Raw genomic sequence first — 19938 nt, forward strand, 5'->3', positions numbered from 1 at the left:
CCGGCCCGTACGAGGAGACCCCGATGGCCGCCCAGCGCAGCAGCGCACCCTCAGCCGCTCCCGACCTGCCCGCGCTGGGCGGCAGGCGGAGCAGCTACCGAGAGCGCGTGGCCGACGCCCTGCGCGCCGCGCTGATCGCGGGTGAGCTGCGGCCCGGCGAGGTGTACTCGGCGCCGACCCTGGCGGCCCGTTTCGGCGTCTCGGCGACGCCGGTCCGCGAGGCCATGCTCGACCTGGCCAAGGAGGGTCTGGTCGACACGGTCCCCAACAAGGGTTTCCGCGTCACGGAGGTCTCCGAGAAGCAGCTCGACGAGTACACCCACATCCGCTCGCTCGTCGAGATCCCCACCGTCGTGCGGCTGGCCACCACGGCGGACCCCGTCTCGCTGGAGGCACTGCGTCCGGCCGCCCGGGAGATCGTGACGGCTGCCGCCGCCGGTGACCTCATCGCCTACGTGGAGGCGGACATCCGCTTCCACCTCGGTCTGCTGGCCCTCGCGGGCAACGCGCATCTGGTCGAGGTCGTCGGCGACCTGCGCAAGCGCTCACGCCTGTACGGACTCGACGCCCTGGTCCGGGCGGGGCGTCTGGAGGACTCGGCGAGGGAGCACCTGGAACTCCTCGACTCGCTCCTGGAGCGTGACGAGCGCGCCGTGCACGCGGTGATGACACGCCACCTGGGTCACGTCCGCGGGATGTGGGCGGCGCCCTGAGGGGTCCGGCGGTGCGGGCGTGAAGCCGTCCGGCTCGTTCCTGGGAGCGGGAACCCGGCCGAACTTTTACGCAAGCAACTTGCATTTCTTGCGCTATTCTTGCGTTCATGACGCGACGACTTGCTCAGGTGGCGAAGAAGGTCGGGGTCAGCGAGGCCACGGTCAGCCGGGTGCTCAACGGCAAGCCGGGTGTCTCCGACTCCACCCGGCAGGCGGTCCTGTCCGCCCTGGACGTCCTCGGCTACGAGCGGCCGACCCAGCTGCGCGGCGAACGCGCGCGGCTCGTAGGGCTCGTGCTGCCCGAGCTCCAGAACCCGATCTTCCCGGCCTTCGCCGAGGTGATCGGCGGAGCGCTCGCCCAGCTCGGCCTCACCCCGGTGCTGTGCACCCAGACCAAGGGCGGTGTCTCCGAGGCCGACTACGTGGAACTCCTGCTCCAGCAGCAGGTCTCCGGGGTGGTGTTCGCCGGCGGGCTGTACGCGCAGGCCGACGCGCCGCACGACCACTACCGCCAGCTCGCGGACCGTAACATTCCGGTGGTGCTGGTCAACGCGGCCATCGAGCACCTCGGCTTCCCGTGCGTCTCCTGCGACGACGCCGTCGCCGTCGAGCAGGCCTGGCGTCATCTCGACTCGCTCGGCCACGAGCGGATCGGACTCGTCCTCGGCCCCGGCGACCACATGCCCTCGGGCCGCAAGCTCGCGGCGGCGCGCGCCCTCGCGCCGGATCTGCCGGACGCGTACGTGGCACGGGCGATGTTCTCGCTGGAGGGCGGTCAGGCCGCGGCCACGCGACTGCTCGACCAGGGGGTCACCGGCATCATCTGCGCCAGCGACCCGCTCGCGCTCGGTGCGGTCCGGGCGGCCCGCCGCAAGGGGCTCAGCGTCCCCGGCGAGATCTCCGTCGTCGGGTACGACGACTCGGCGTTCATGAACTGCACCGAACCCCCGCTGACCACGGTCCGCCAGCCCATCGAGGCCATGGGGCGCGCCGCGGTGGAACTGCTGAACGCGCAGATCGGCGGCAGCAGTGTGACCCCCGAGGAGCTGCTGTTCGAGCCGGAGCTGGTGGTGCGCGGGTCGACCGCGCAGGCACCCCGCGGCTGAGCGGCACGGCCGGTCCGCCGTACCGGGGCCGCTGACTCCGGTACGCAACCACCTGCAACGAAGACCCCCCATCACTGTCAAATAATTACAGATTCTGCGCGACATCTTGCGGACGGATGGTGTCGGTGCTTGAGTGTGCGGCGCCAGAACACGGCGGCACGCCCGCCGTGGGCCTTCCTCGCTCCAGCCCGAAGGGGTCCACCAATGAGAAGTACCGGGTTCCGCCGTACCTTCGTCATGCTCATGGCGTCCTCCGTCGCGCTCACCGCCACCGCGTGCGGTTCGAGCGACGACGACGACGCGGCCAACGGAAAGACCCGCGTCACCGTCAACTGCGAGCCGCCGAAGAGCGCCAAGGTCGACCGCTCGTTCTTCGACGCCGACATCGCGGCCTTCGAGAAGGCCAACCCGGACATCGACGTCGTCGCCCACGACGCGTTCCCGTGTCAGGACCCCAAGACCTTCGACGCCAAGCTGGCCGGCGGCCAGATGGAGGACGTGTTCTACACGTACTTCACCGACGCCAAGCACGTCGTCGACGTCAACCAGGCCGCCGACATCACGAGTTACGTCAAGGACCTCAAGAGCTACAGCACCATCCAGCAGCAACTGCGCGACATCTACACCGTCGACGGCAAGATCTACGGCATCCCGCGCACCGGCTACTCGATGGGCCTCATCTACAACAAGGCGCTCTTCAAGAAGGCCGGTCTCGACCCCGACAAGCCGCCGGCCACCTGGGAGGAGCTGCGCGCGGACGCCAAGAAGATCGCCGCGCTCGGCGAGGGCACGGTCGGGTACGCCGACTACAGCGCCCAGAACCAGGGCGGCTGGCACTTCACCGCCGAGCTCTACTCGCAGGGCGGGAACGTCGTCGCCGAGGACGGCAAGTCGGCGACCGTCGACACCCCCGAGGGCAAGGCCGTCCTGCAGAACCTGAAGGACATGCGCTGGAGCGACAACTCCATGGGCAGCAAGCAGTTGCTGGTCATCAACGACGTCCAGCAGATGATGGGCTCCGGAAAGCTCGGCATGTACCTCTCCGCGCCCGACAACATCCCGATCCTGGTCAAGGAGAAGGGCGGCAACTACAACGACCTCGGTCTGGCGCCGATGCCCGGCGGCAAGGGAACGCTCATCGGCGGCGACGGCTACATGTTCAACAAGAAGGACTCGCCGGCCCAGATCAAGGCGGGCCTCAAGTGGCTCGACTCCATGTTCCTGACGCCCGGCGACGGCTTCCTCGGTGACTACGCCCGCGCCAAGCAGAACAAGGCGCCCGTCGGCCTGCCCGAGCCGCGCCTGTTCACCGGCGCCGCCGACGACAAGGACCAGCAGGTCAAGAAGGCCAACGCCAACGTGCCCGTGGAGAACTACCAGGCCTTCCTCGACGGCAACCAGAGCCTCCAGATGAAGATCGAGCCCCCGCAGGCCCAGCAGATCTACTCCGTCCTCGACGCCGCCGTGTCCGCGGTGCTCACCAAGAAGGACGCCGACATCGACCAGCTCCTCAAGGACGCCTCCGGCAAGATCGACTCGATTCTGGCCCGAGGCTGACACCGTTCATGAAGACCGCATCGAAGCCCCCCGCAGCGCTTCCTCCGGCCGCCCTCGGCGTGCCGGAGGCGCCGCGGTCGGCCGGGCGCCGGACCGGGGGACCATCGCGCCGGCGCCTGGCCGACCAGTTCCGCGCCTACGCCTTCCTGGCCGGCGGCCTGCTCTGCTTCGCCCTGTTCTCCTGGTACCCGGCGATCCGCGCCGTCGTGATCGCCTTCCAGAAGTACACACCGGGCAGCGGCGGCGAATGGGTCGGCACCGCCAACTTCACCCGGGTCTTCCACGACCCGGAGTTCACCGCCGCCTGGCGCAACACCCTCACCTTCACCGTCCTCGCCCTGCTCATCGGCTTCGCCGTCCCCTTCGTGATGGCGCTGGTCCTCAATGAACTGCGGCACGCGAAGGCCTTCTTCAGAGTCGTGGTCTACCTGCCGGTGATGATCCCGCCGGTGGTCAGCGCCCTGCTGTGGAAGTGGTTCTACGACCCCGGGGCCGGCCTCGCCAACGAGACGCTGCGCGCGCTGCACCTGCCGACCTCGAACTGGTCCAACGGAGCCGACACCGCGCTCGTCTCGCTGGTGATCGTCGCCACCTGGGCCAACCTCGGAGGCACCGTCCTCATCTACCTCGCCGCCCTCCAGAGCATCCCCGGCGAGCTGTACGAGGCGGCCGAGCTGGACGGCGCGAACCTGCTCCAGCGCATCCGCCACGTGACGATCCCTCAGACGCGCTTCATCATCCTCATGCTGATGCTGCTTCAGATCATCGCCACCATGCAGGTGTTCACCGAACCGTTCGTGATCACCGGCGGCGGTCCCGAGGACAAGACCGTCACCGTGCTCTACCTGATCTACAAGTACGCCTTCCTCTACAACGACTTCGGAGGGGCCTGCGCGCTGAGCGTCATGCTGCTCGTCCTGCTCAGCACCTTCTCCGCCCTGTACCTGCGGCTGACCCGCTCGGAAGGGGACGACACATGAGCACCCGCACCCTGGTCTCCCCGCTCGCCCTGGCCCGCCCCCGCGGCAGGGCCGTCTACTGGACCGTGTTCAGCGGCGTCGTCCTGCTGTTCGCGCTGGCCTTCCTGTTCCCCGTCTACTGGATGGTGACCGGCGCCATGAAGTCGCCGGACGAGGTCACGCGCACCCCGCCGACCCTCGTCCCCGACCGGTGGCACCTGTCCGGCTACACCGACGCGTGGGACCTGATGGACCTGCCCACACACCTGTGGAACACGGTCGTCCAGGCGGCGGGGGCCTGGTTCCTCCAGCTCGTCCTCTGCACGGCCGCCGCCTACGCCCTGTCCAAACTGAAGCCCGCCTTCGGCAACGTGATCCTCGGCGGCATCCTCGCCACCCTGATGGTCCCCGCGCAGGCCCTGGTCGTCCCGAAGTACCTGACGGTCGCCGACCTGCCCCTCATCCACACCAGCCTGCTCAACGACCCGCTGGGCATCTGGCTGCCGGCCGTCGCCAACGCCTTCAACCTCTATCTCCTCAAACGCTTCTTCGACCAGATCCCGCGCGACGTCCTGGAGGCCGCCGAGATCGACGGCGCCGGACGGCTGCGCACCCTGTGGTCGATCGTGCTGCCCATGTCCCGGCCCGTCCTCGGAGTCGTGTCGATCTTCGCCCTGGTCGCCGTCTGGCAGGACTTCCTCTGGCCGCTGATGGTCTTCTCCGACACCGACAAGCAGCCCATCAGCGTGGCGCTCGTCCAGCTGTCGCAGAACATCCAGCTCACCGTGCTCATCGCCGCGATGGTGATCGCCAGCATCCCCATGGTCCTGATGTTCCTGGTGTTCCAGCGGCACATCATCGCCGGCATCAGCGCGGGCAGCACCAAGGGCTGACGCCCCTCACCGACCTCCTCGAACGAAAGGCAACGCACCGTGGGACAGCCCCGCCCTGCCCGAAATCAGTCCGCGTGGTGGCGTTCCGCCGTCATCTACCAGGTGTACGTCCGCAGCTTCGCGGACGGCGACGGCGACGGCACCGGCGACCTCGCGGGCGTCCGCGCCAGACTCCCGTACCTCGCCGAACTCGGCGTGGACGCCCTGTGGTTCAACCCCTGGTATCTCTCGCCCCTGGCCGACGGCGGCTACGACGTGGCCGACTACCGCACGATCGACCCGGCCTTCGGAACCCTAGCCGAGGCCGAGAAGCTCATCGCCGAGGCCCGCGAGCTGGGCATCCGCACACTCGTCGACATCGTGCCGAACCACGTCTCGGACCAGCACCCCTGGTTCCGGGCGGCGCTGGCGGGCGGCCCGGAGCGCGACCTCTTCCACTTCCGCCCCGGACGCGGCGAGAACGGCGAACTGCCGCCCAACGACTGGCCGTCCCAGTTCGCGGGCTCCACCGAACCCGTGTGGACCCGGCTGCCCGACGGCGACTGGTACCTCCACCTGTTCACCCCCGAGCAGCCCGACCTCAACTGGGCGCACCCGGCCGTCCGCCGGGAGCACGAGGAGATCCTGCGCTTCTGGTTCGAGCGCGGAGTGGCGGGAGTTCGCATCGACTCGGCCGCGCTGCTGGCCAAGGACCCGGACCTGCCCGACTTCGTCGAGGGCCGCGACCCGAACCCGTACGTCGACCGTGACGAGCTCCATGACATCTACCGTTCCTGGCGGGCGGTCGCCGACGCCTACGACGGTGTCTTCGTCGGCGAGGTCTGGCTCCCCGACTCCGAGCGCTTCGCGCGCTATCTGCGCCCCGACGAACTGCACACCGCCTTCAACTTCTCCTTCCTGTCCTGCCCCTGGGACGCCGGACGGCTGCGGACCTCCATCGACGAGACCCTCGCCGAACACGCCCCCGTCGGCGCTCCGGCCACCTGGGTGCTGTGCAACCACGACGTGACCCGCACGGTCACCCGCTACGGCCGTACGGAGACCGGCTTCGACTTCACCGCCAAGACCTTCGGCACCCCCACCGACCTGGCTCTCGGCACCCGCCGGGCCCGCGCCGCCGCGCTGCTCTCGCTCGCCCTGCCCGGCTCCGTCTACCTCTACCAGGGCGAGGAACTCGGCCTGCCCGAGGTGGAGTTGCCGCTCGACAGAATCCAGGACCCGATGCACTCGCGCTCCGGGGGCACGGACCCGGGCCGCGACGGCTGCCGGGTCCCGCTGCCCTGGACCGCCGGGGAGCCGTATGCCGGCTTCGGCGGGGAGCCCTGGCTCCCGCAGCCCGCCGACTGGCCCGCGTACGCCGCCGACCTCCAGGGGGTCGACCCCCGGTCCATGCTGAGCCTCTACCGTGCCGCGCTGCGCGTCCGCCGCGACGAACCGGGCTTCGGTGACGGCGTGTTCGGCTGGCTGCCCGCACCGGAGGGCGTCCTCGCCTTCACCCGCGCGGACGGTCTGCTCTGCGTGGTCAATCTGACCGACGGCCCGGTCGGGCTCCCCGAGCACTCCCGGCTCCTGCTCCACAGCGACCCGCTGACGGCCGACGGGCTCCTTCCGCCGGACACGGCGGTCTGGCTGCGCGCCTGAGCCGGCCGACCGCTACCGCACAGCGCAGTCCCCCAGGGCCGGTTCAGTTCGGTCGAGGCGCGTCCCTGGGTGCGTCCTTCCTCGTGACCGGCTCCCCGCGCTTCGCCGCCTGGATCTGCTCGTACACACGGGTCCGCAACTCGGCGAAGCGCGGGGAGACCCGTGTCCGCAACTGGTCGCGGTCCTCCGGAAGATCGACCTTCAGCTGCTCCTGGACGACGGTCGGGGAGGCCGAGAGGACCAGGACCCGCTCACCCAGATAGACGGCCTCGTCGATGTCGTGGGTCACGAACAGGATGGTGATCCCGCGCTGCCGCCACAGCCGGCGCACCAGATCCTCCAGATCGGCGCGGGTCTGCGCGTCGACCGCCGCGAACGGCTCGTCCATGAGCAGGACTTCGGGCTCGTACGCCAGGGCCCGCGCGATGGCGACCCGCTGCTGCATCCCCCCGGACAGCTGCCACGGATAGGCCCCCTCGGCATCGGCCAGGCCCACGGACTCGAGTGCGTCGGCGACCAGTTCCCGGCGCCGCGCCCTGCTCAGATTCTTCTGCCGCAGCGGGAGTTCGACGTTCGCGCCGACCCTCATCCAGGGGAACAGGCTGCGCCCGTACTCCTGGAACACGAACGCCATGCCCGGCGGCGGCCCGCTCACCCGCCGGCCCCCGAGCAGCACCTCGCCCGACGTCGGTGTCAGCAGGCCGCCCATGCACTTCAGCAGGGTGGTCTTGCCGCAGCCCGACGGCCCGACCAGACAGACGAGTTCACCCGCGTCCACCGTGAAGGTGAGGTCGCGGACCGCCTCCACCCGGCGGCCCGACCCCTCGTAGACCTTCCGCAGGCCGGATACGACCAAAGACGCGTGCATGGACCGCCCTTTCGCGAGCGTCACGAGGACCGCCTGGAGGAGTCGCGCAGACCGTGGTACCAGCCGAGGACCCGGCGCTCGACCAACTGGAAGACGACCGAGAGGAGAAAGCCGAGCAGGCCGAGGACGAGGATCCCGGTCCACATGTCGGGGATCGCGAAGCCGCGCTGGAACTGCACGATGGTGAAGCCGAGTCCGTTGCTCGCCGCGAACATCTCGCTGATGACCATCAGGATGATGCCGATGGACAGCGCCTGGCGCAGGCCCGCGAAGATCTGCGGGCTCGCGGACGGCAGGACGACGGACCGTATCCGCGCCGGACCCGTGATGCCGTACGAGCGGGCCGTCTCGGACATCACGGAGTCGACGGCGCGCACCCCCTCGATCGTGTTGAGCAGGATCGGCCACACACAGCCGCTGGCGATCACGACGATCTTCATCGTGTCCCCGATGCCCGCGAACAGCATGATGACCGGAACGAGGACGGGCGGCGGCACCGCCCGCAGGAACTCCAGGACCGGTTCGCACACCGCCCGCACCTTCCGGTACGAGCCGATGACCGTGCCGACGCCGACTCCCACCACGGCCGCGGCCGCGTAGCCGGCCAGCAGCCGCAGCAGGCTGGGCACCAGGTCGGCGCGGAGCCGGTCACGCGTCCAGACGTCGGGGAACGTCTTCAGGATCGTGCGCAGTGGCGGCCAGTAGACATTGGTGCTGCCGTCCGACGCGAGCCACCAGAGGACGAACAGGAGCACGGGGAGCGCCACGACGAACAGCACCCGCAGCGGGAGACTTCCCCACGGGCTCGGCCGCGTCGGTTCGGGCGGGAGGCCCGTCACACCGTCACCTCCCCGCGCACCGACTGGTGCCAGGCCAGCGCGTACCGCTCCACCGTCCGGGCCCCCACGTTGATGAGCAGCCCGAGCAGACCCGTGACCACGATCAGCGCGTACATCTCGGGCACCGCCTGCGAGGTCTGGGCGACCGCGATGCGCGCGCCCAACCCCGGTGCCCCGATGACGAGTTCGGCGGTCACCGTGAGGATGAGCGCGACGGCCGCGGCGAGCCGGACCCCCGTCATGACGTACGGCAGCGCGGTCGGCCACAGCACATGACGGACCCGGGCCCAGGTGCCGAGCCCGTACGAGCGCGCCGTCTCCTCCGCCACCGGGTCCACGTCCCGCACCCCGTACATGACCTGGACGAGAACCTGCCAGAAGGACGCGTAGACGACCAGCAGGAGCACCGACCTCAGCTCGGTCCCGTACAGCAGGACGGCGAGCGGGATCAGGGCCACGGAGGGGATGGGGCGCAGGAACTCGATCGTCGAGGCGGTCGTCTCGCGCAGATACGGCACGACCGAGACGACCACCCCCACCACGATCCCCGCGCCGACCGCGATCGCCAGGCCCAGCGCCCAGCCCGTGAGCGTGTCGCCGAGATCCGTCCAGAAGGCGCCCTCGGTGATCTGCTCACCGAGGGCGCGCGCGATCCGGCTGGTCGGCGGGAAGTACCGTTCCTTGACGATGCCGAGCCGCGGCACCGCCTCGCCGAGGGCGAGGAAGGCCGCGAGCCCGGCCGCGCCCAGTGCGGCGTTCACGGCCCGTCCGGCAAAGCCGCCGCCGCGCACTCGCTTCCGTGTCACGGCAGCAGCTTGTCCAGGTCGGGTGCCGACTTGAAGAGGCCGTCCTGCTCGCCGAGCTTCTCCAGTGTCTCGATCGAGGCCCGGTTCTCCTCGGCCGGCCACTTGGGCAGCGTCACCTCGGCCAGCACGGCCGCGGGGATCGTCGTGTACGTGGTGACGATCTGCCGGACCTCGTCCGGGTGCTCGTCGGCGTACGCGAGCGATTCCGCGGTGGCCTCCTGGAACTTCCTCACCACGTCGGGGTGCTGCTGCATGTACTGGTTCGAGGTGAAGTACATGGCGACGGTGAGGTTCTCCGCGACGTCGACCAGGGAGGAGGCGATCTCGGTCGCGCCCTGGCTCTTGACGGTGGCGAGCGCGGGCTCGACCACCATCGCGGCGTCGATCTGGCCGCTGTCGAGGGCCGCGGGCATCTGGTCGAAGGCGAGCTCGACGAACTTCACCTTGGAGGGATCGCCGCCCGCCTTGCGCACCGACGCGCGTACGGCCGTCTCGTTGATGTTCTTGAGGGTGTTGACGGCGACCTTCTTGCCCTCCAGGTCCTTCGCCGAGGTGATGGCGCTGCCCTTCTTGACCGTGATGGCGCCGAAGTCCTTGCCCGCCACGCCCGTCGAGGCGACACCGTTCGCGATGGCCTTCACGGGAACGCTGTTGGACTGGGCGATCATCAGCGAGGTCACGTTGGAGAACCCGAACTGGAACTGGCCCGACACGACCCCCGGGACGATGGCCGCGCCGCCCTGGGCGGCCGTCATCGACAGGGTCAGGCCGTGCTTCTTGTAGAAGCCCTTCTTCTGGCCCAGATAGACGGGGGCGACATCGACGATGGGGATGATCCCCAGCTTCACGGTGGTGGTGCCGCCGGACGAAGAGTTCTTGTCCGAGGCGCCACCGCCGTCGGACGAACCGCAGGCCGACGCGGTGACCAGCAAGGCTCCGACCGCGATACCGGCGAGCAGACGACGCATGGCTCCTCCTGTGCAGACGAGAGTGTTCCGACAGGGCGTGCGCACACCGCACAATGGTGCTCAGCGCGAAGGTAGAACCCTGTCCGTGCCGGGTCAATGGCCTTGGCTGACAATATTGTTGACAGTTATCGAAGTGTGCTCCCGTTCCATACGAGAGCACTCCGTTTGTCCCTCTGGAGGCGACGATGCCTGCAGCAGACCGAGCGCCGCATTTCGTCCGGTCCTTCGAACGCGGACTCGCCGTGATCCGCGTCTTCGGCGCCGACCGGCCGGAACTGACACTCAGTGAGGTCGCGCGCGGCTGCGACCTGACCCGCGCGGCGGCACGCCGCTTCCTGCTGACCCTGGTCGATCTCGGATACGTCCACACGGACGGCCGGGTCTTCCGGCTCACCCCGCGCGTGCTGGAACTCGGCTACGCCTATCTCTCCGGCTTCACCCTCCCGGAGATCGCCGAGCCTCACCTGAAACAACTCGCGGAGAAGGTGGGGGAGTCGAGCTCGCTCTGTGTCCTCGACGGCGACGACATCGTGTACGTGGCGCGGGTCCCGACCCGCCGGATCATGACGGCGACGATCACCGTCGGCACCCGCTTCCCGGCCCATGCCACCTCCGTGGGCCGGGTGATCCTCGCGCACCTCACGGACGACGAGATCGACGACCGGCTGAACCGGGCCGATCTGGGCGCCCTGACCGCGCGCACGATCGTCTCGCCGGCCCTGCTGAGAGCCGAGCTGGCCCGGGCGCGGAGCCAGGGATACGCCATCGTGGACCAGGAGTTGGAGGAGGGGCTCCGCTCGGTCGCCGCCCCGGTGCGGGACCGGGACGGCGCCGTGGTGGCGGCCGCGAACATCCCCGTGCACGCCAGCCGCAACAGCCTCGAATCGGTCCGCCGCGACCTGCTTCCCCACCTGCTGGACACGGTCGCCCGGATCGAGCGTGATCTGGGAGTCACAGGTCCAGTACGAGCCGGCCCCCGAGGCAGCGGGACACGCAGATGAGCATGGTCTCGCCCGCCTCCCGCTCCTCGGCCGTGAGCACCGAGTCCCGGTGGTCCGGGGTTCCCGCGAGCACGTCGGTCTCGCAGGTCCCGCAGGTGCCCTCGGCGCAGGAGTAGAGCACCTCGACACCCGCGGCGCGCACGGCGTCGAGGACGGAGACCTCGGGGGGGACGGTGACCGTCCGCCCCGACCGCTCCAGGACGACCTCGAACTCCTGCTGCCCGTCGGCCTCCCCGTCCGTCTCCCGGTCCTTCGGCCGGAACCGCTCGATGTGCAGCAGGCCGGCCGGACAGCGCTCCTCGACCGCGTCGAGCAGCGGCCCGGGACCGCAGCAGTAGACGAGGGTGCCGCCGGGGAGCCCGCCGAGCACGGAGGGCAGATCGAGCGGTCCGGTCTCGTCCAGGGGAGCGAGCGTGACCCGGTCCCCGTACCGCCCCAGTTCCTCGGTGAACGCCATGGAGCCGCGGGTCCGTCCGCCGTACAGCAGGGTCCACTCGGCGCCCGCCGCCTCGGCCGCGGCGAGCATCGGCAGGATCGGGGTGATGCCGATGCCGCCCGCCACGAAGCGGTAGCGCGGAGCGGGCGCGAGGGCGAAGTGATTGCGCGGGCCCCGGACACGGACCCGGTCACCCTCGCCCAGCCGGCCGTGCGCATAGGCCGATCCGCCGCGCCCGTCCGGTTCGAGCAGCACCGCGATCCGCCACGTCCCGCGGTCCGCCGGGTCACCGCACAGGGAGTACTGCCGCTCGATGTCCGGCCCGAGCCGGACATCGATGTGGGCCCCGGGCTCCCAGCGCGGGAGTTCGGCGCCGAGCGGCTGCCGCAGGCTCAGGGCGAGTACACCCTCGGCGACGAACTCCCTGCGCGTGACGACGAGTTCGGTCTCGTACGAGCTGTCCCCGGCGGTGCCGGTCACCGCACCCCCTCCACCGGCTTGTCGCCCTCCTCGGCCAGCCGGGCCAGGATGCGCCGGGCCGCGAGGCCGCCGGCGTCGATGTTGATGCTCAGCTCCTGGTAGCCGGTGGGCTCGGAGGCGAGGGTCCGCTGGAGAATGGTGAGCGCGTCGACGTCCTGCATCACGACGGTGTGGTTCAAGTCCCGCATGAAGGTGCTGACGTCGTCGTCCGCTCGGGCGAAGTCACGCGAGACCGCCCAGAAGTCGTACACCTTGCCCGCGCCGGACGGCGTGATGGCGTACGTGATCTCGGTGTGGAAGGCGTTCGGGTCACTGCCGTCCGCCTCCGGCAGCACACCGGCCGGTGCGATCCTGCTGTGCAGCAGATAGAGGCACGGCGCGTGGTACTCGATGTCCTGCCAGCGGGTGACGCGCCCCTCGATGCCGGTCGACCGCGCGTAGAAGGGCGGACACTCGGCGTCGGCCATGCGCCGGGAGACGCGCACGATCCCGGCCTCCTCGTCCACCTCGGTGGCTATCGGCGTCTCGGCGACCTCGGGCGTGCCGATGTAGCCGCCGTGCAGATACGTCTCGTGCGAGAGGTCGAGGAGGTTGTCGACGAGGAGTCCGTAGTCCGCGTCGATGGGCTCCATGCCGCTGACCGTCGTCCAGCCGGGCGAGTCCATGTGCGGTGCGCGCGGCACGGATCCCGGGTCGGCGAGCGCGGGGTCGCCGATCCAGACCCAGACGAACAGGTCCCGCTCGACGACGGGGTAGGAGGCGACCCGGGCGGAGCGCGGTATCCGCTTCTGCCCCGGCACGTACACACACGTGCCGGTCGTGTCGTAGGTGAACCCGTGGTAGCCGCACACGATCCGGTCACCGTCGAGCCGGCTCTCCGAGAGCGGGAACCGCCGGTGCACACACCGGTCGGACAGCGCGACGGCCGCCCCGTCCTCCTCGGTGCGGTAGAGCACCAGCGGCTCACCGAGGACGGTCCGTCCGACGAGCTCGCGTCCGATCTCATAGGTGTAGGCGACGACGTACCACTGGTTCCTGGCGAAGGCCCTCGTGTGCGGCATGGGGGCTGGCTCCCGTCTCTGATGGTGGTGGCATCGTTCGGGCAGACATCACCGGGCCGCAATACGACTTCCGTCTCACGGAAGATGTCCGATGAAAGCCACGTCAGCGGGGTGAGGGGTTCTGTGGCGAATCTGATGCCGGATCCTGGGGGTACAGGAGCAAAAGTTGCATCGTCGGAGAGACGGTCGTCGACAGGCCGTTCGTCTCCCGGTGGCACGCATGGGACGCCTGCTCCGGCCCTATGGCTGGGACCGGGAAGTCGGCGGTGGCGCAGGGCGGCAGACTCGTGATCCGTTGGTTGTGGGTTCGAGCCGCGCACAGCCCACGGGGCCGGTACGACGCCGTTCAGCAGAATCGCCCCCTACCGAATCCCGCCTCCCTATGACGGATCTGTGGCCGCTTGGTCCAGCCGATATGCAAGGCTCGCAAGGGTTCCGCGAGTTGTGGGGTGAGCGGGCCCCAGGACACGAAGCCGATCGGCCAGAAGTTGATCGAACATGGCGGCTGCTCCTGCCGCGTCTCCCGCATCCCCTACCCAGCCGGCGAGATTGTCGCGGGTGGCGAGAGTTTCGGGTGGTCGGGTCCAAGAAACGCGGACTTGGTCGGCCGGCAGCTCTTCATAGGCGGCGGCCGCAGCGGCGGGATCCCCCCGTTGCCCAGGGGCGACCGCATGAAGGGGCCAGATGCTGGCCGGCGGCGGGCAGATAGACCGTCGACACGTCCTCGTCGGAGTCCTGGGCGTTGATCACCGCAGGGCGTGGAGGCGAGCGCCAGCGCGGCCACGGGGGCGAGGACCGAACCGAATGTCAGCACCGTCTGCGGTCCACGCCGGTCCAGGATGCGGCCGGATGGGTATCCCGGCAACCGCCGAGACCAGCAGGGCGGCGGAGAACGCGCCCGTGGTTGCGGTCGTCGACCAGTTGATGTCGGCGGTGATGTTTCGTCGATCGGACCGAGCTGGGCGGACGTGTCGCCTCAGGCACGGGCCCTCGACAGGTTGCGTACTGACCGCGTTCGGTAGGCACCGGGGGTCGCACCGGTCCACCGGCGGAACGCGCGGATGAATGCCGCCGCGTCGGCGTACCCGAGACGTGCGGCGATCTGGTCGACGCCGAGTCCGAGGTCGGACAGCATCTCGACAGCACGAGCGTGCCGCGCTGCGTCGACCAGACGCCGGTAGGACGTGTCCTCCACCGCCAGACGCCGGTGCAGAGTACGGGTGGAGAGGTGCAGCGCGGCTGCGGCGGCGCCCATGTCGGGGATGCCGTCCGGCCACTGCATGAGCAGTTCCCGTACCCGCACTGCGAATCCCGTGTCGGTGGTGCGCCGGGCCAGCAGGAGCCTGCACTCGCGTTCGCACACCTGCATCGTGTGCTGGTCGGCCTGCGGCAGCGACTGCTCCAGTACCGCCGCGAGGGTGACGATCGCGTTGCGCGGCGCCCCGAAGGCGATCGGCACGTCGTCAAACACCTCGTACGGCGCCGACTCCTCAGGCCGTGGAAAGCGCAGATCCAGCCGGAGAGGGGTGAAGGGCCGGCCCACGATGGTGTCCAGGATGGCCCGGATATTGGCTATTTCCCGCTCGACGAAGAAGTGCCGGACGGGCGGGGGCACCAGCCCGTCGTCCAGGACGAGACGCACCTCGTTCCCGTCCTCCTGAAGGTGGATCCCGACCATGGCGAAGGTGAGTTCCAGGTAGCGAAGTCCCACAGCCGCGGCCTCGCGCAGCGTCGGGCTGGCGAGCAGCGCGAAGCCCAACACGCTGTACGTACGCAGCGGAATCCGGCTGCCGACCTCGAGCCCCAGGCCGGGAGCGTCGCCCGTGGCGCGGACCAGGTTCTGCGCCACCGTGAGCTCCTGCCAGGCCCGGACATGTGCGGCATCGTCGGCAAGAGCGTTCTCGTCCACACCACTGCCGTCGAGGCATGCCGGTACGACCACTCCGCGCTCGACGCCCACGTCCACCATTGCGCGCACGCCTGCGATGCCTCGGTTGAACAGCCCTGGAGCTGTGGAGATTTCGTCGGTCGCCGCCCTGTGTCCGGAACGGCCAACAGTATGGCCGCCATTGCCTGGAACCAGCACTGCCAATCCCCCTAGCATCGGAAGGGATCGATGCGGCGTATCCCGCCGTAGGCTGCCATTCAGCCTAGTCGGGATGTGTGTGCGGACCAGAGGGCGTACGCGTTATCAGCCACCGCTGTCTGTAGCGCTCGGCGCGCCCCCACGGTCATCACGTGCGCAACCGCTCCACCGGAAAGCATTCTCGAGCACAGCCAGTGAAACGCACAGTGCCGGTTGCTGGTCACTGAAGGAAACGGACCAATTCCGAATCGCACGGGCGGAGCGAATGATGGACGAATTCAGCACCTTGGAAGTAATGCTGGTCGACAATGAGGATCTCGTGCGCCGCGGATTCCGGCATGCCCTCGGGGAGGCGCCGGATATCGCGGTGGTCGCCGATACGAGGGTCGGCGAGGAAGCATTGCGCGTGGCCGAGCTGCGGCGACCGCAGGTCGTCCTCGTGGATGCCGAATGCGAATTCATCCGGAAACTGGCCCAGCTTTCGGAGACGGCAGTACCTGGGGTCGCGCCGGGGATAGTTGTTCTGACCAGCAACGCCCTTGACAGCCATCTCCTCGGGTCGCTGAAGGCGGGCGCACGTGGGTTTCTGCTCAAGAGTGCCAGCCAGGACGAGCTGGTCTCAGCCGTCCGTGCGGTTGCCGACGGCGCGGCCTTCTTGTGCCCCACGATGACCCGACGACTGATCGATCGGTTCGAGATCCTGCCGCCGCCACATGAGCGGTCTCACGCCGTCGCCCTGGCGAGCCTGAGCAGTCGCGAGACCCAGGTTCTCTGCGGTATAGCCATGGGCAGCTCGAACCAGGAGATCGCCCACGAACTGCATGTCACGCTCGCCACCGTGAAGTCCCACGTCTCCCGCATCCTCGCCAAACTCGAGTTGCCGAACCGGATGCACGCGGCACTGATGGCCCAGCGGAGCGGCCTCGCGCACCTGCCCCAGCCTCCGCGGGCCAAACAGGCCGCGGCGGCCCCCTGTCCTCCGGCCGCCCGTCCCGAGCCCGCGGTCAGGCGGGCTTGGTGAACGCGAGGACCACGTTGTGACCGCCGAAACCGAAGGAGTTCGAGATGGCCGCGGTGACGCTGACGCGCCGCTCGGTTTCCGTGACGATCTCCACCTTCACCTCCGGGTCTTTGTCGTCGAGGTTCCTGGTCGCCGGAATCACGTCGGTGAAGACGCTGAGGACCGTGAAGATGGCCTCGATCGCGCCGGCCCCGCCTATGAGATGGCCGGTGATCGACTTGGTCGCCGTCACGAGAGCATGCGGGCCGAGCGATTCCAGCAATGCCGCCGCCTCGATACGGTCACCGACGGGCGTACCGGGAGCGTGGGCGTTGACGTGAACGATGTCCTGCGGGCCGAGGCCGCCGGAGCGCAAGGCCTCGCGGATCGCACTGATCTGACCGTCCGCTGACGGAGACGTCATGGTGTGCGCGTCGGAACTCATCCCCGCACCGGCGAGCGTGGCATACATCCGCGCGCCACGAGCTTGCGCGAACTGGGTTCGCTCCAGCACGACGGCGCCGCCGCCCTCGGACATGACGAACCCGTCACGGGCGCTGTCGAACGGCCGCGACGCGTTCTGAGGGTCATCATGACGGCCGGACAGGGCTCCCATGCGGGCGAAAGCCGCCATGGACAGCCGGCCGATGCATGCCTCGGTGCCGCCGGCGACAACGACATCGGCCCGCCCGGCACGCAGTATGGCAAGCCCCATGGCTATTGCCTCCGCTCCGGAGGCGCAGGCGCTGGTCGGCGCGTGGGCGCCGGCCCGGGCGTCGAGAGCCAGACTGACGGCGGCGGCCGAACCGTTGGGCATCAGCATGGTCACCGCGAAAGGCGAGACGCGGCCCGGCCCCTTGGCCAACGACAGGTCGTGCTGGTCGACCAGCGTCCCCCCACCGCCGAGGCCGGTACCGATCACCACGGCCAGTCGCTCCGGCGCCACCTCGGGCGCGCCGGCGTCGGCCCACGCCTGCCGGGCAGCCACCATCGCGATCTGCTGGCAGCGATCCATTCGCCGGGCCTCGACCCGGTCCAGTACCTCGGTCGGTTCCTGACTCAGCCGGCCTGCCAGTCGTACGGGCAGATCGCGAGCCCACGGTTCGTCGAGCACGGTGATCGGGGATGCGCCGGCGAGCAGCGCCTCCCAGGTGGAGTGGACGTCGCCGCCCAGCGGCGTGGTCATTCCCTGACCGGTGACCACAACGCCGGTCGTACCCAGGACCTCCCCGTCCGGGCGACCAGGGAGATCGGGGAGATCGGGGAGCTTCGGATAACCCAAGAAGTAATCGTCAGACGCGTCGTACGACATCAAGGTTCCCTTTCTGAATCCTTCTGGGGAATGATCTCGGATGCGGGCCATTCGTCGTCCACTGGCCTTTGTCATGAACTTAGCCAGTGCGAGGTGCTTTCCGTAACGGCCGGCAGACCGAACCGTGACGGCGACCTGAGGATGGCTTTCATCCGTCTTCCGGCTTAATCGAAGCTCGCCTCCGGTAGGAGGTCGGACACCATCCCGCGGCGGATACCCGATATCTCTCCGCCGAATTAGCATCTCTTCGAGTGGAACCACCACGACGCACACGCACAGCAATGGCTGGATACGTAGACAAGTCCCCTCGGGTCAGTGGGCAAAGGGCAGGGGCAATGCCCATGGCCGAGTCGCAAAGGAGGACCACGATGTCAGAGGATGCCGTCACAGAATCCCGACCGGAGCCGACGACCTTGGTCGAGCTCTGCAGGTATCGCGCGTCCAGGGATCCGGATCGACGGATGTTCGCCTTCCTGGAGAACGGCCTCGAAGAGTCCGACTCGCTCACCCTCGCCCAACTGGACGCCCGGGCAAGGGCAATCGGGGCGCGTTTGAGCAGGCAAGCTCCGCCGGGCGCCCGCGCCGTGCTGAGTTACCCGCCTGGCCTGGACTTCGTGTCCGCCTTCTTCGGCTGCCTGTACGCCGGCCTGATCGCGGTGCCGGCTCCTCCGGTGCTGCGCGTCGGCGTCGACGACCGGTATGCGCGCTTCCGGGCCATCGTCAACAGCTGCCAGCCGGATGTGCTGCTGTCGATCGGGTCACGGCTGAACCGTGTCGACGCGTTGCTGAAGGACATCTCCACACCACGCCGGCCGACCGCTGTGGCGACCGACGAGATCAGTGAGACGGACGCGTACGGCTGGAATGACCCCGGCATCGGCCCGGACACCATCGCGTACCTGCAGTACACCTCCGGCACAACCGGTCCGCCCCGGGGTGTGGAGCTCACCCATGGCAACGTTCTCCACAACCTCTCACTGATCTTGGCCAACGGTAGCCGTGCCACGGACGACCTCGACCGGCTGCCCCCGGTTGTGTCCTGGCTGCCCGTGTTCCACGACATGGGACTCATCACCGGGGTCCTCCAGCCGATCTACGTCGGGTACGACGCCGTACTGATGCCGCCCTCGGCGTTCACCCAGCACCCGGTCAACTGGCTCCGCGCGATATCGGACCGCGGGGCGGGCATCAGTTCAGCACCCGGTTTCGGATACGAGTTGTGCCTGCGGCGCGTCGCCGAGGAGCAGTTGCGTTCCCTGGATCTCAGTGCCTGGCGGATCGCGGTGGTCGGCGACGAACCGGTGCGTGCGGAGATGATTGACCAGTTCAGTGCCATGCTCGCCCCGTTCGGCTTCCGCCGCGAGGCGTTCTTCCCGAGTTACGGCATCGCCGAGTCCACCGTCATGCTCAGCGGCGGGCCGGTTGAGCCCGAACCGGTGATCCGCCGGTTCGACGCGGTGGCGCTGGCGAAAGGCAAGGTGCAGCGAGCCGGTCGCGAGGACGAGGTCCGCCGACTGGTCGGCCTGGGCCAGGTGCATCCGTCCATGACCATCGCGGTGGCCGACCCGGCCACCGGCGAACCGTGCGCCTCGGACGAGACAGGGGAGATCCTGGCTTCCGGACCGAGTATCGGTGCCGCGTACTGGAATGCCCCGAAGGAGACAGCGCGTACGTTCGGCGCCACCGTGGGCGGCCACGAGGGCCGTCGGTTCCTGCGCACCGGCAGTCTTGGCTTTCTGGACGGCGGTCAGCTCTTCGTCACCTGCCGGGTGGACGACCTCATCGTCGTGGAGGGCGTGCAGCACTACCCGTACGACATCGAGGCGACCGCGGCGGCAAGCCATCCCGCCATACGGGAGGGCTGCTGCTGCGCCTTCACCGTCGAGGACGGCGGACGCACACGCCTCGTCGTTCTGGCTGAGATCAACAGCCGGTTCCGCGTCATGGCCGCCCCCGTCCCGGACACCCCGTCAGGTGCCCGCGCGATCATCGCGGCGGACGAGGTCGAAGAGGCCGTCCAGGAGGCCGTCTTCGCCGGGCACGGCCTCCGGGCCGACGATCTCCTCCTGGTCAAGGCCGGTGCGCTGCCGTTCACCACCAGCGGCAAGTTGCAGCGCGCACAGTGCCGGTCCAAGTACCGGGCGCGGGCATTCGCGACAGTCTGAACCCCGCTCCGTGCGGGGGGCGCCCGAACTGTGCGCCGCCTTCCTCC

General features: G+C 69.2%; 18 protein-coding genes. 9 read left to right on the plus strand and 9 right to left on the minus strand.

Annotated elements, in window-relative coordinates:
* The first annotated feature begins 23 nt into the window (after positions 1-23).
* From ACF07B_RS13395 to ACF07B_RS13420, 6 genes are all read left to right on the plus strand, one after another.
* Entirely contained in the window at positions 24-713 is a 690-nt protein-coding gene (locus tag ACF07B_RS13395; protein ID WP_392179043.1) for a GntR family transcriptional regulator, read from the plus strand.
* A gap of 107 nt (positions 714-820) precedes the next feature.
* Positions 821-1819 (plus strand): LacI family DNA-binding transcriptional regulator, encoded by a 999-nt coding sequence (locus ACF07B_RS13400; RefSeq protein ID WP_362403756.1) that lies wholly within the window; start codon positions 821-823, stop codon positions 1817-1819.
* 204 nt (positions 1820-2023) lie between these two features.
* Positions 2024-3376 (plus strand): ABC transporter substrate-binding protein, encoded by a 1353-nt coding sequence (locus tag ACF07B_RS13405; RefSeq protein WP_392179044.1) that lies wholly within the window; start codon positions 2024-2026, stop codon positions 3374-3376.
* Positions 3377-3384: 8 nt separating this feature from the next.
* Entirely contained in the window at positions 3385-4356 is a 972-nt protein-coding gene (locus ACF07B_RS13410; protein WP_392179045.1) for a carbohydrate ABC transporter permease, read from the plus strand.
* Positions 4353-5228, plus strand: a complete 876-nt coding sequence (locus ACF07B_RS13415) for a carbohydrate ABC transporter permease (RefSeq protein ID WP_392179046.1) — start codon at positions 4353-4355, stop codon at positions 5226-5228. The genes ACF07B_RS13410 and ACF07B_RS13415 overlap by 4 nt, the downstream gene beginning before the upstream one ends.
* Positions 5229-5267: 39 nt before the next feature.
* On the plus strand, positions 5268-6869 hold the full coding sequence (locus tag ACF07B_RS13420; RefSeq protein ID WP_392179047.1) for a glycoside hydrolase family 13 protein: 1602 nt from the start codon (positions 5268-5270) through the stop codon (positions 6867-6869).
* Positions 6870-6912: 43 nt separating this feature from the next.
* On the opposite strand, the gene ACF07B_RS13425 is transcribed toward ACF07B_RS13420, so the two are convergent.
* From ACF07B_RS13425 to ACF07B_RS13440, 4 genes are read right to left on the minus strand one after another with little or no spacing between them, the layout of a single operon-like run.
* Entirely contained in the window at positions 6913-7737 is an 825-nt protein-coding gene (locus ACF07B_RS13425; protein WP_392179048.1) for an ABC transporter ATP-binding protein, read from the minus strand.
* A 20-nt stretch (positions 7738-7757) separates the two neighbouring features.
* The gene (locus ACF07B_RS13430; RefSeq protein WP_392179205.1) at positions 7758-8522 is read right to left on the minus strand and encodes an ABC transporter permease; all 765 of its coding nucleotides are present in this window, start codon (positions 8520-8522) and stop codon (positions 7758-7760) included.
* 50 nt (positions 8523-8572) lie between these two features.
* Positions 8573-9382: an ABC transporter permease gene (locus tag ACF07B_RS13435; protein WP_369482491.1), complete on the minus strand. Its 810-nt coding sequence runs from the start codon at positions 9380-9382 to the stop codon at positions 8573-8575.
* Positions 9379-10350 carry an ABC transporter substrate-binding protein gene (locus tag ACF07B_RS13440; protein WP_392179049.1) on the minus strand — a complete coding sequence of 324 codons (972 nt, stop codon included), beginning with the start codon at positions 10348-10350 and terminating at the stop codon, positions 9379-9381. Before ACF07B_RS13440 ends, ACF07B_RS13435 begins: the two co-directional genes overlap by 4 nt.
* A gap of 185 nt (positions 10351-10535) precedes the next feature.
* On the opposite strand from ACF07B_RS13440, the gene ACF07B_RS13445 reads away from it, so the two are divergent.
* Positions 10536-11351 (plus strand): IclR family transcriptional regulator C-terminal domain-containing protein, encoded by an 816-nt coding sequence (locus ACF07B_RS13445; protein ID WP_392179050.1) that lies wholly within the window; start codon positions 10536-10538, stop codon positions 11349-11351.
* Here the strand turns inward: ACF07B_RS13445 and ACF07B_RS13450 are convergent.
* From ACF07B_RS13450 to ACF07B_RS13465, 4 genes are all read right to left on the minus strand, one after another.
* The gene (locus ACF07B_RS13450) at positions 11302-12267 is read right to left on the minus strand and encodes a PDR/VanB family oxidoreductase (protein ID WP_392179051.1); all 966 of its coding nucleotides are present in this window, start codon (positions 12265-12267) and stop codon (positions 11302-11304) included. The two genes, ACF07B_RS13445 and ACF07B_RS13450, sit on opposite strands and share 50 nt — an antisense overlap.
* Entirely contained in the window at positions 12264-13328 is a 1065-nt protein-coding gene (locus ACF07B_RS13455) for a Rieske 2Fe-2S domain-containing protein (RefSeq protein WP_392179052.1), read from the minus strand. Before ACF07B_RS13455 ends, ACF07B_RS13450 begins: the two co-directional genes overlap by 4 nt.
* A 380-nt stretch (positions 13329-13708) precedes the next feature.
* Entirely contained in the window at positions 13709-14035 is a 327-nt protein-coding gene (locus ACF07B_RS13460; RefSeq protein WP_392179206.1) for a tetratricopeptide repeat protein, read from the minus strand.
* A 269-nt stretch (positions 14036-14304) separates the two neighbouring features.
* Positions 14305-15297, minus strand: coding sequence for an AraC family transcriptional regulator (locus ACF07B_RS13465; protein WP_392179207.1), 993 nt, complete (start codon positions 15295-15297; stop codon positions 14305-14307).
* Between the two features lie 385 nt (positions 15298-15682).
* On the opposite strand from ACF07B_RS13465, the gene ACF07B_RS13470 reads away from it, so the two are divergent.
* Complete coding sequence (locus ACF07B_RS13470) at positions 15683-16435, plus strand: LuxR C-terminal-related transcriptional regulator (RefSeq protein ID WP_392179053.1); 753 nt, start codon at positions 15683-15685, stop codon at positions 16433-16435.
* On the opposite strand, the gene ACF07B_RS13475 is transcribed toward ACF07B_RS13470, so the two are convergent.
* Entirely contained in the window at positions 16419-17726 is a 1308-nt protein-coding gene (locus ACF07B_RS13475; RefSeq protein WP_392179054.1) for a beta-ketoacyl-[acyl-carrier-protein] synthase family protein, read from the minus strand. The two genes, ACF07B_RS13470 and ACF07B_RS13475, sit on opposite strands and share 17 nt — an antisense overlap.
* Before the next feature lie 368 nt (positions 17727-18094).
* Between ACF07B_RS13475 and ACF07B_RS13480 the strand changes: the two genes are divergently transcribed.
* Entirely contained in the window at positions 18095-19891 is a 1797-nt protein-coding gene (locus ACF07B_RS13480; protein ID WP_392179055.1) for a fatty acyl-AMP ligase, read from the plus strand.
* Positions 19892-19938 lie beyond the last annotated feature (47 nt).

Origin of the sequence: Streptomyces sp. NPDC015532, assembly GCF_043078065.1 — a bacterium.
Taxonomy (GTDB): domain Bacteria; phylum Actinomycetota; class Actinomycetes; order Streptomycetales; family Streptomycetaceae; genus Streptomyces.

Coding starts and splice junctions, on each gene's coding strand:
- ACF07B_RS13395 (WP_392179043.1), top strand. CDS start 24: ATGGCCGCCCAGCGCAGCAGCGCACCCTCAGCCGCTCCCGACCTGCCC.
- ACF07B_RS13400 (WP_362403756.1), top strand. CDS start 821: ATGACGCGACGACTTGCTCAGGTGGCGAAGAAGGTCGGGGTCAGCGAG.
- ACF07B_RS13405 (WP_392179044.1), top strand. CDS start 2,024: ATGAGAAGTACCGGGTTCCGCCGTACCTTCGTCATGCTCATGGCGTCC.
- ACF07B_RS13410 (WP_392179045.1), top strand. CDS start 3,385: ATGAAGACCGCATCGAAGCCCCCCGCAGCGCTTCCTCCGGCCGCCCTC.
- ACF07B_RS13415 (WP_392179046.1), top strand. CDS start 4,353: ATGAGCACCCGCACCCTGGTCTCCCCGCTCGCCCTGGCCCGCCCCCGC.
- ACF07B_RS13425 (WP_392179048.1), bottom strand. CDS start 7,737: ATGCACGCGTCTTTGGTCGTATCCGGCCTGCGGAAGGTCTACGAGGGG.
- ACF07B_RS13440 (WP_392179049.1), bottom strand. CDS start 10,350: ATGCGTCGTCTGCTCGCCGGTATCGCGGTCGGAGCCTTGCTGGTCACC.
- ACF07B_RS13445 (WP_392179050.1), top strand. CDS start 10,536: ATGCCTGCAGCAGACCGAGCGCCGCATTTCGTCCGGTCCTTCGAACGC.
- ACF07B_RS13455 (WP_392179052.1), bottom strand. CDS start 13,328: ATGCCGCACACGAGGGCCTTCGCCAGGAACCAGTGGTACGTCGTCGCC.
- ACF07B_RS13465 (WP_392179207.1), bottom strand. CDS start 15,297: ATGGTGGACGTGGGCGTCGAGCGCGGAGTGGTCGTACCGGCATGCCTC.
- ACF07B_RS13470 (WP_392179053.1), top strand. CDS start 15,683: ATGGACGAATTCAGCACCTTGGAAGTAATGCTGGTCGACAATGAGGAT.
- ACF07B_RS13475 (WP_392179054.1), bottom strand. CDS start 17,726: ATGTCGTACGACGCGTCTGACGATTACTTCTTGGGTTATCCGAAGCTC.
- ACF07B_RS13480 (WP_392179055.1), top strand. CDS start 18,095: ATGTCAGAGGATGCCGTCACAGAATCCCGACCGGAGCCGACGACCTTG.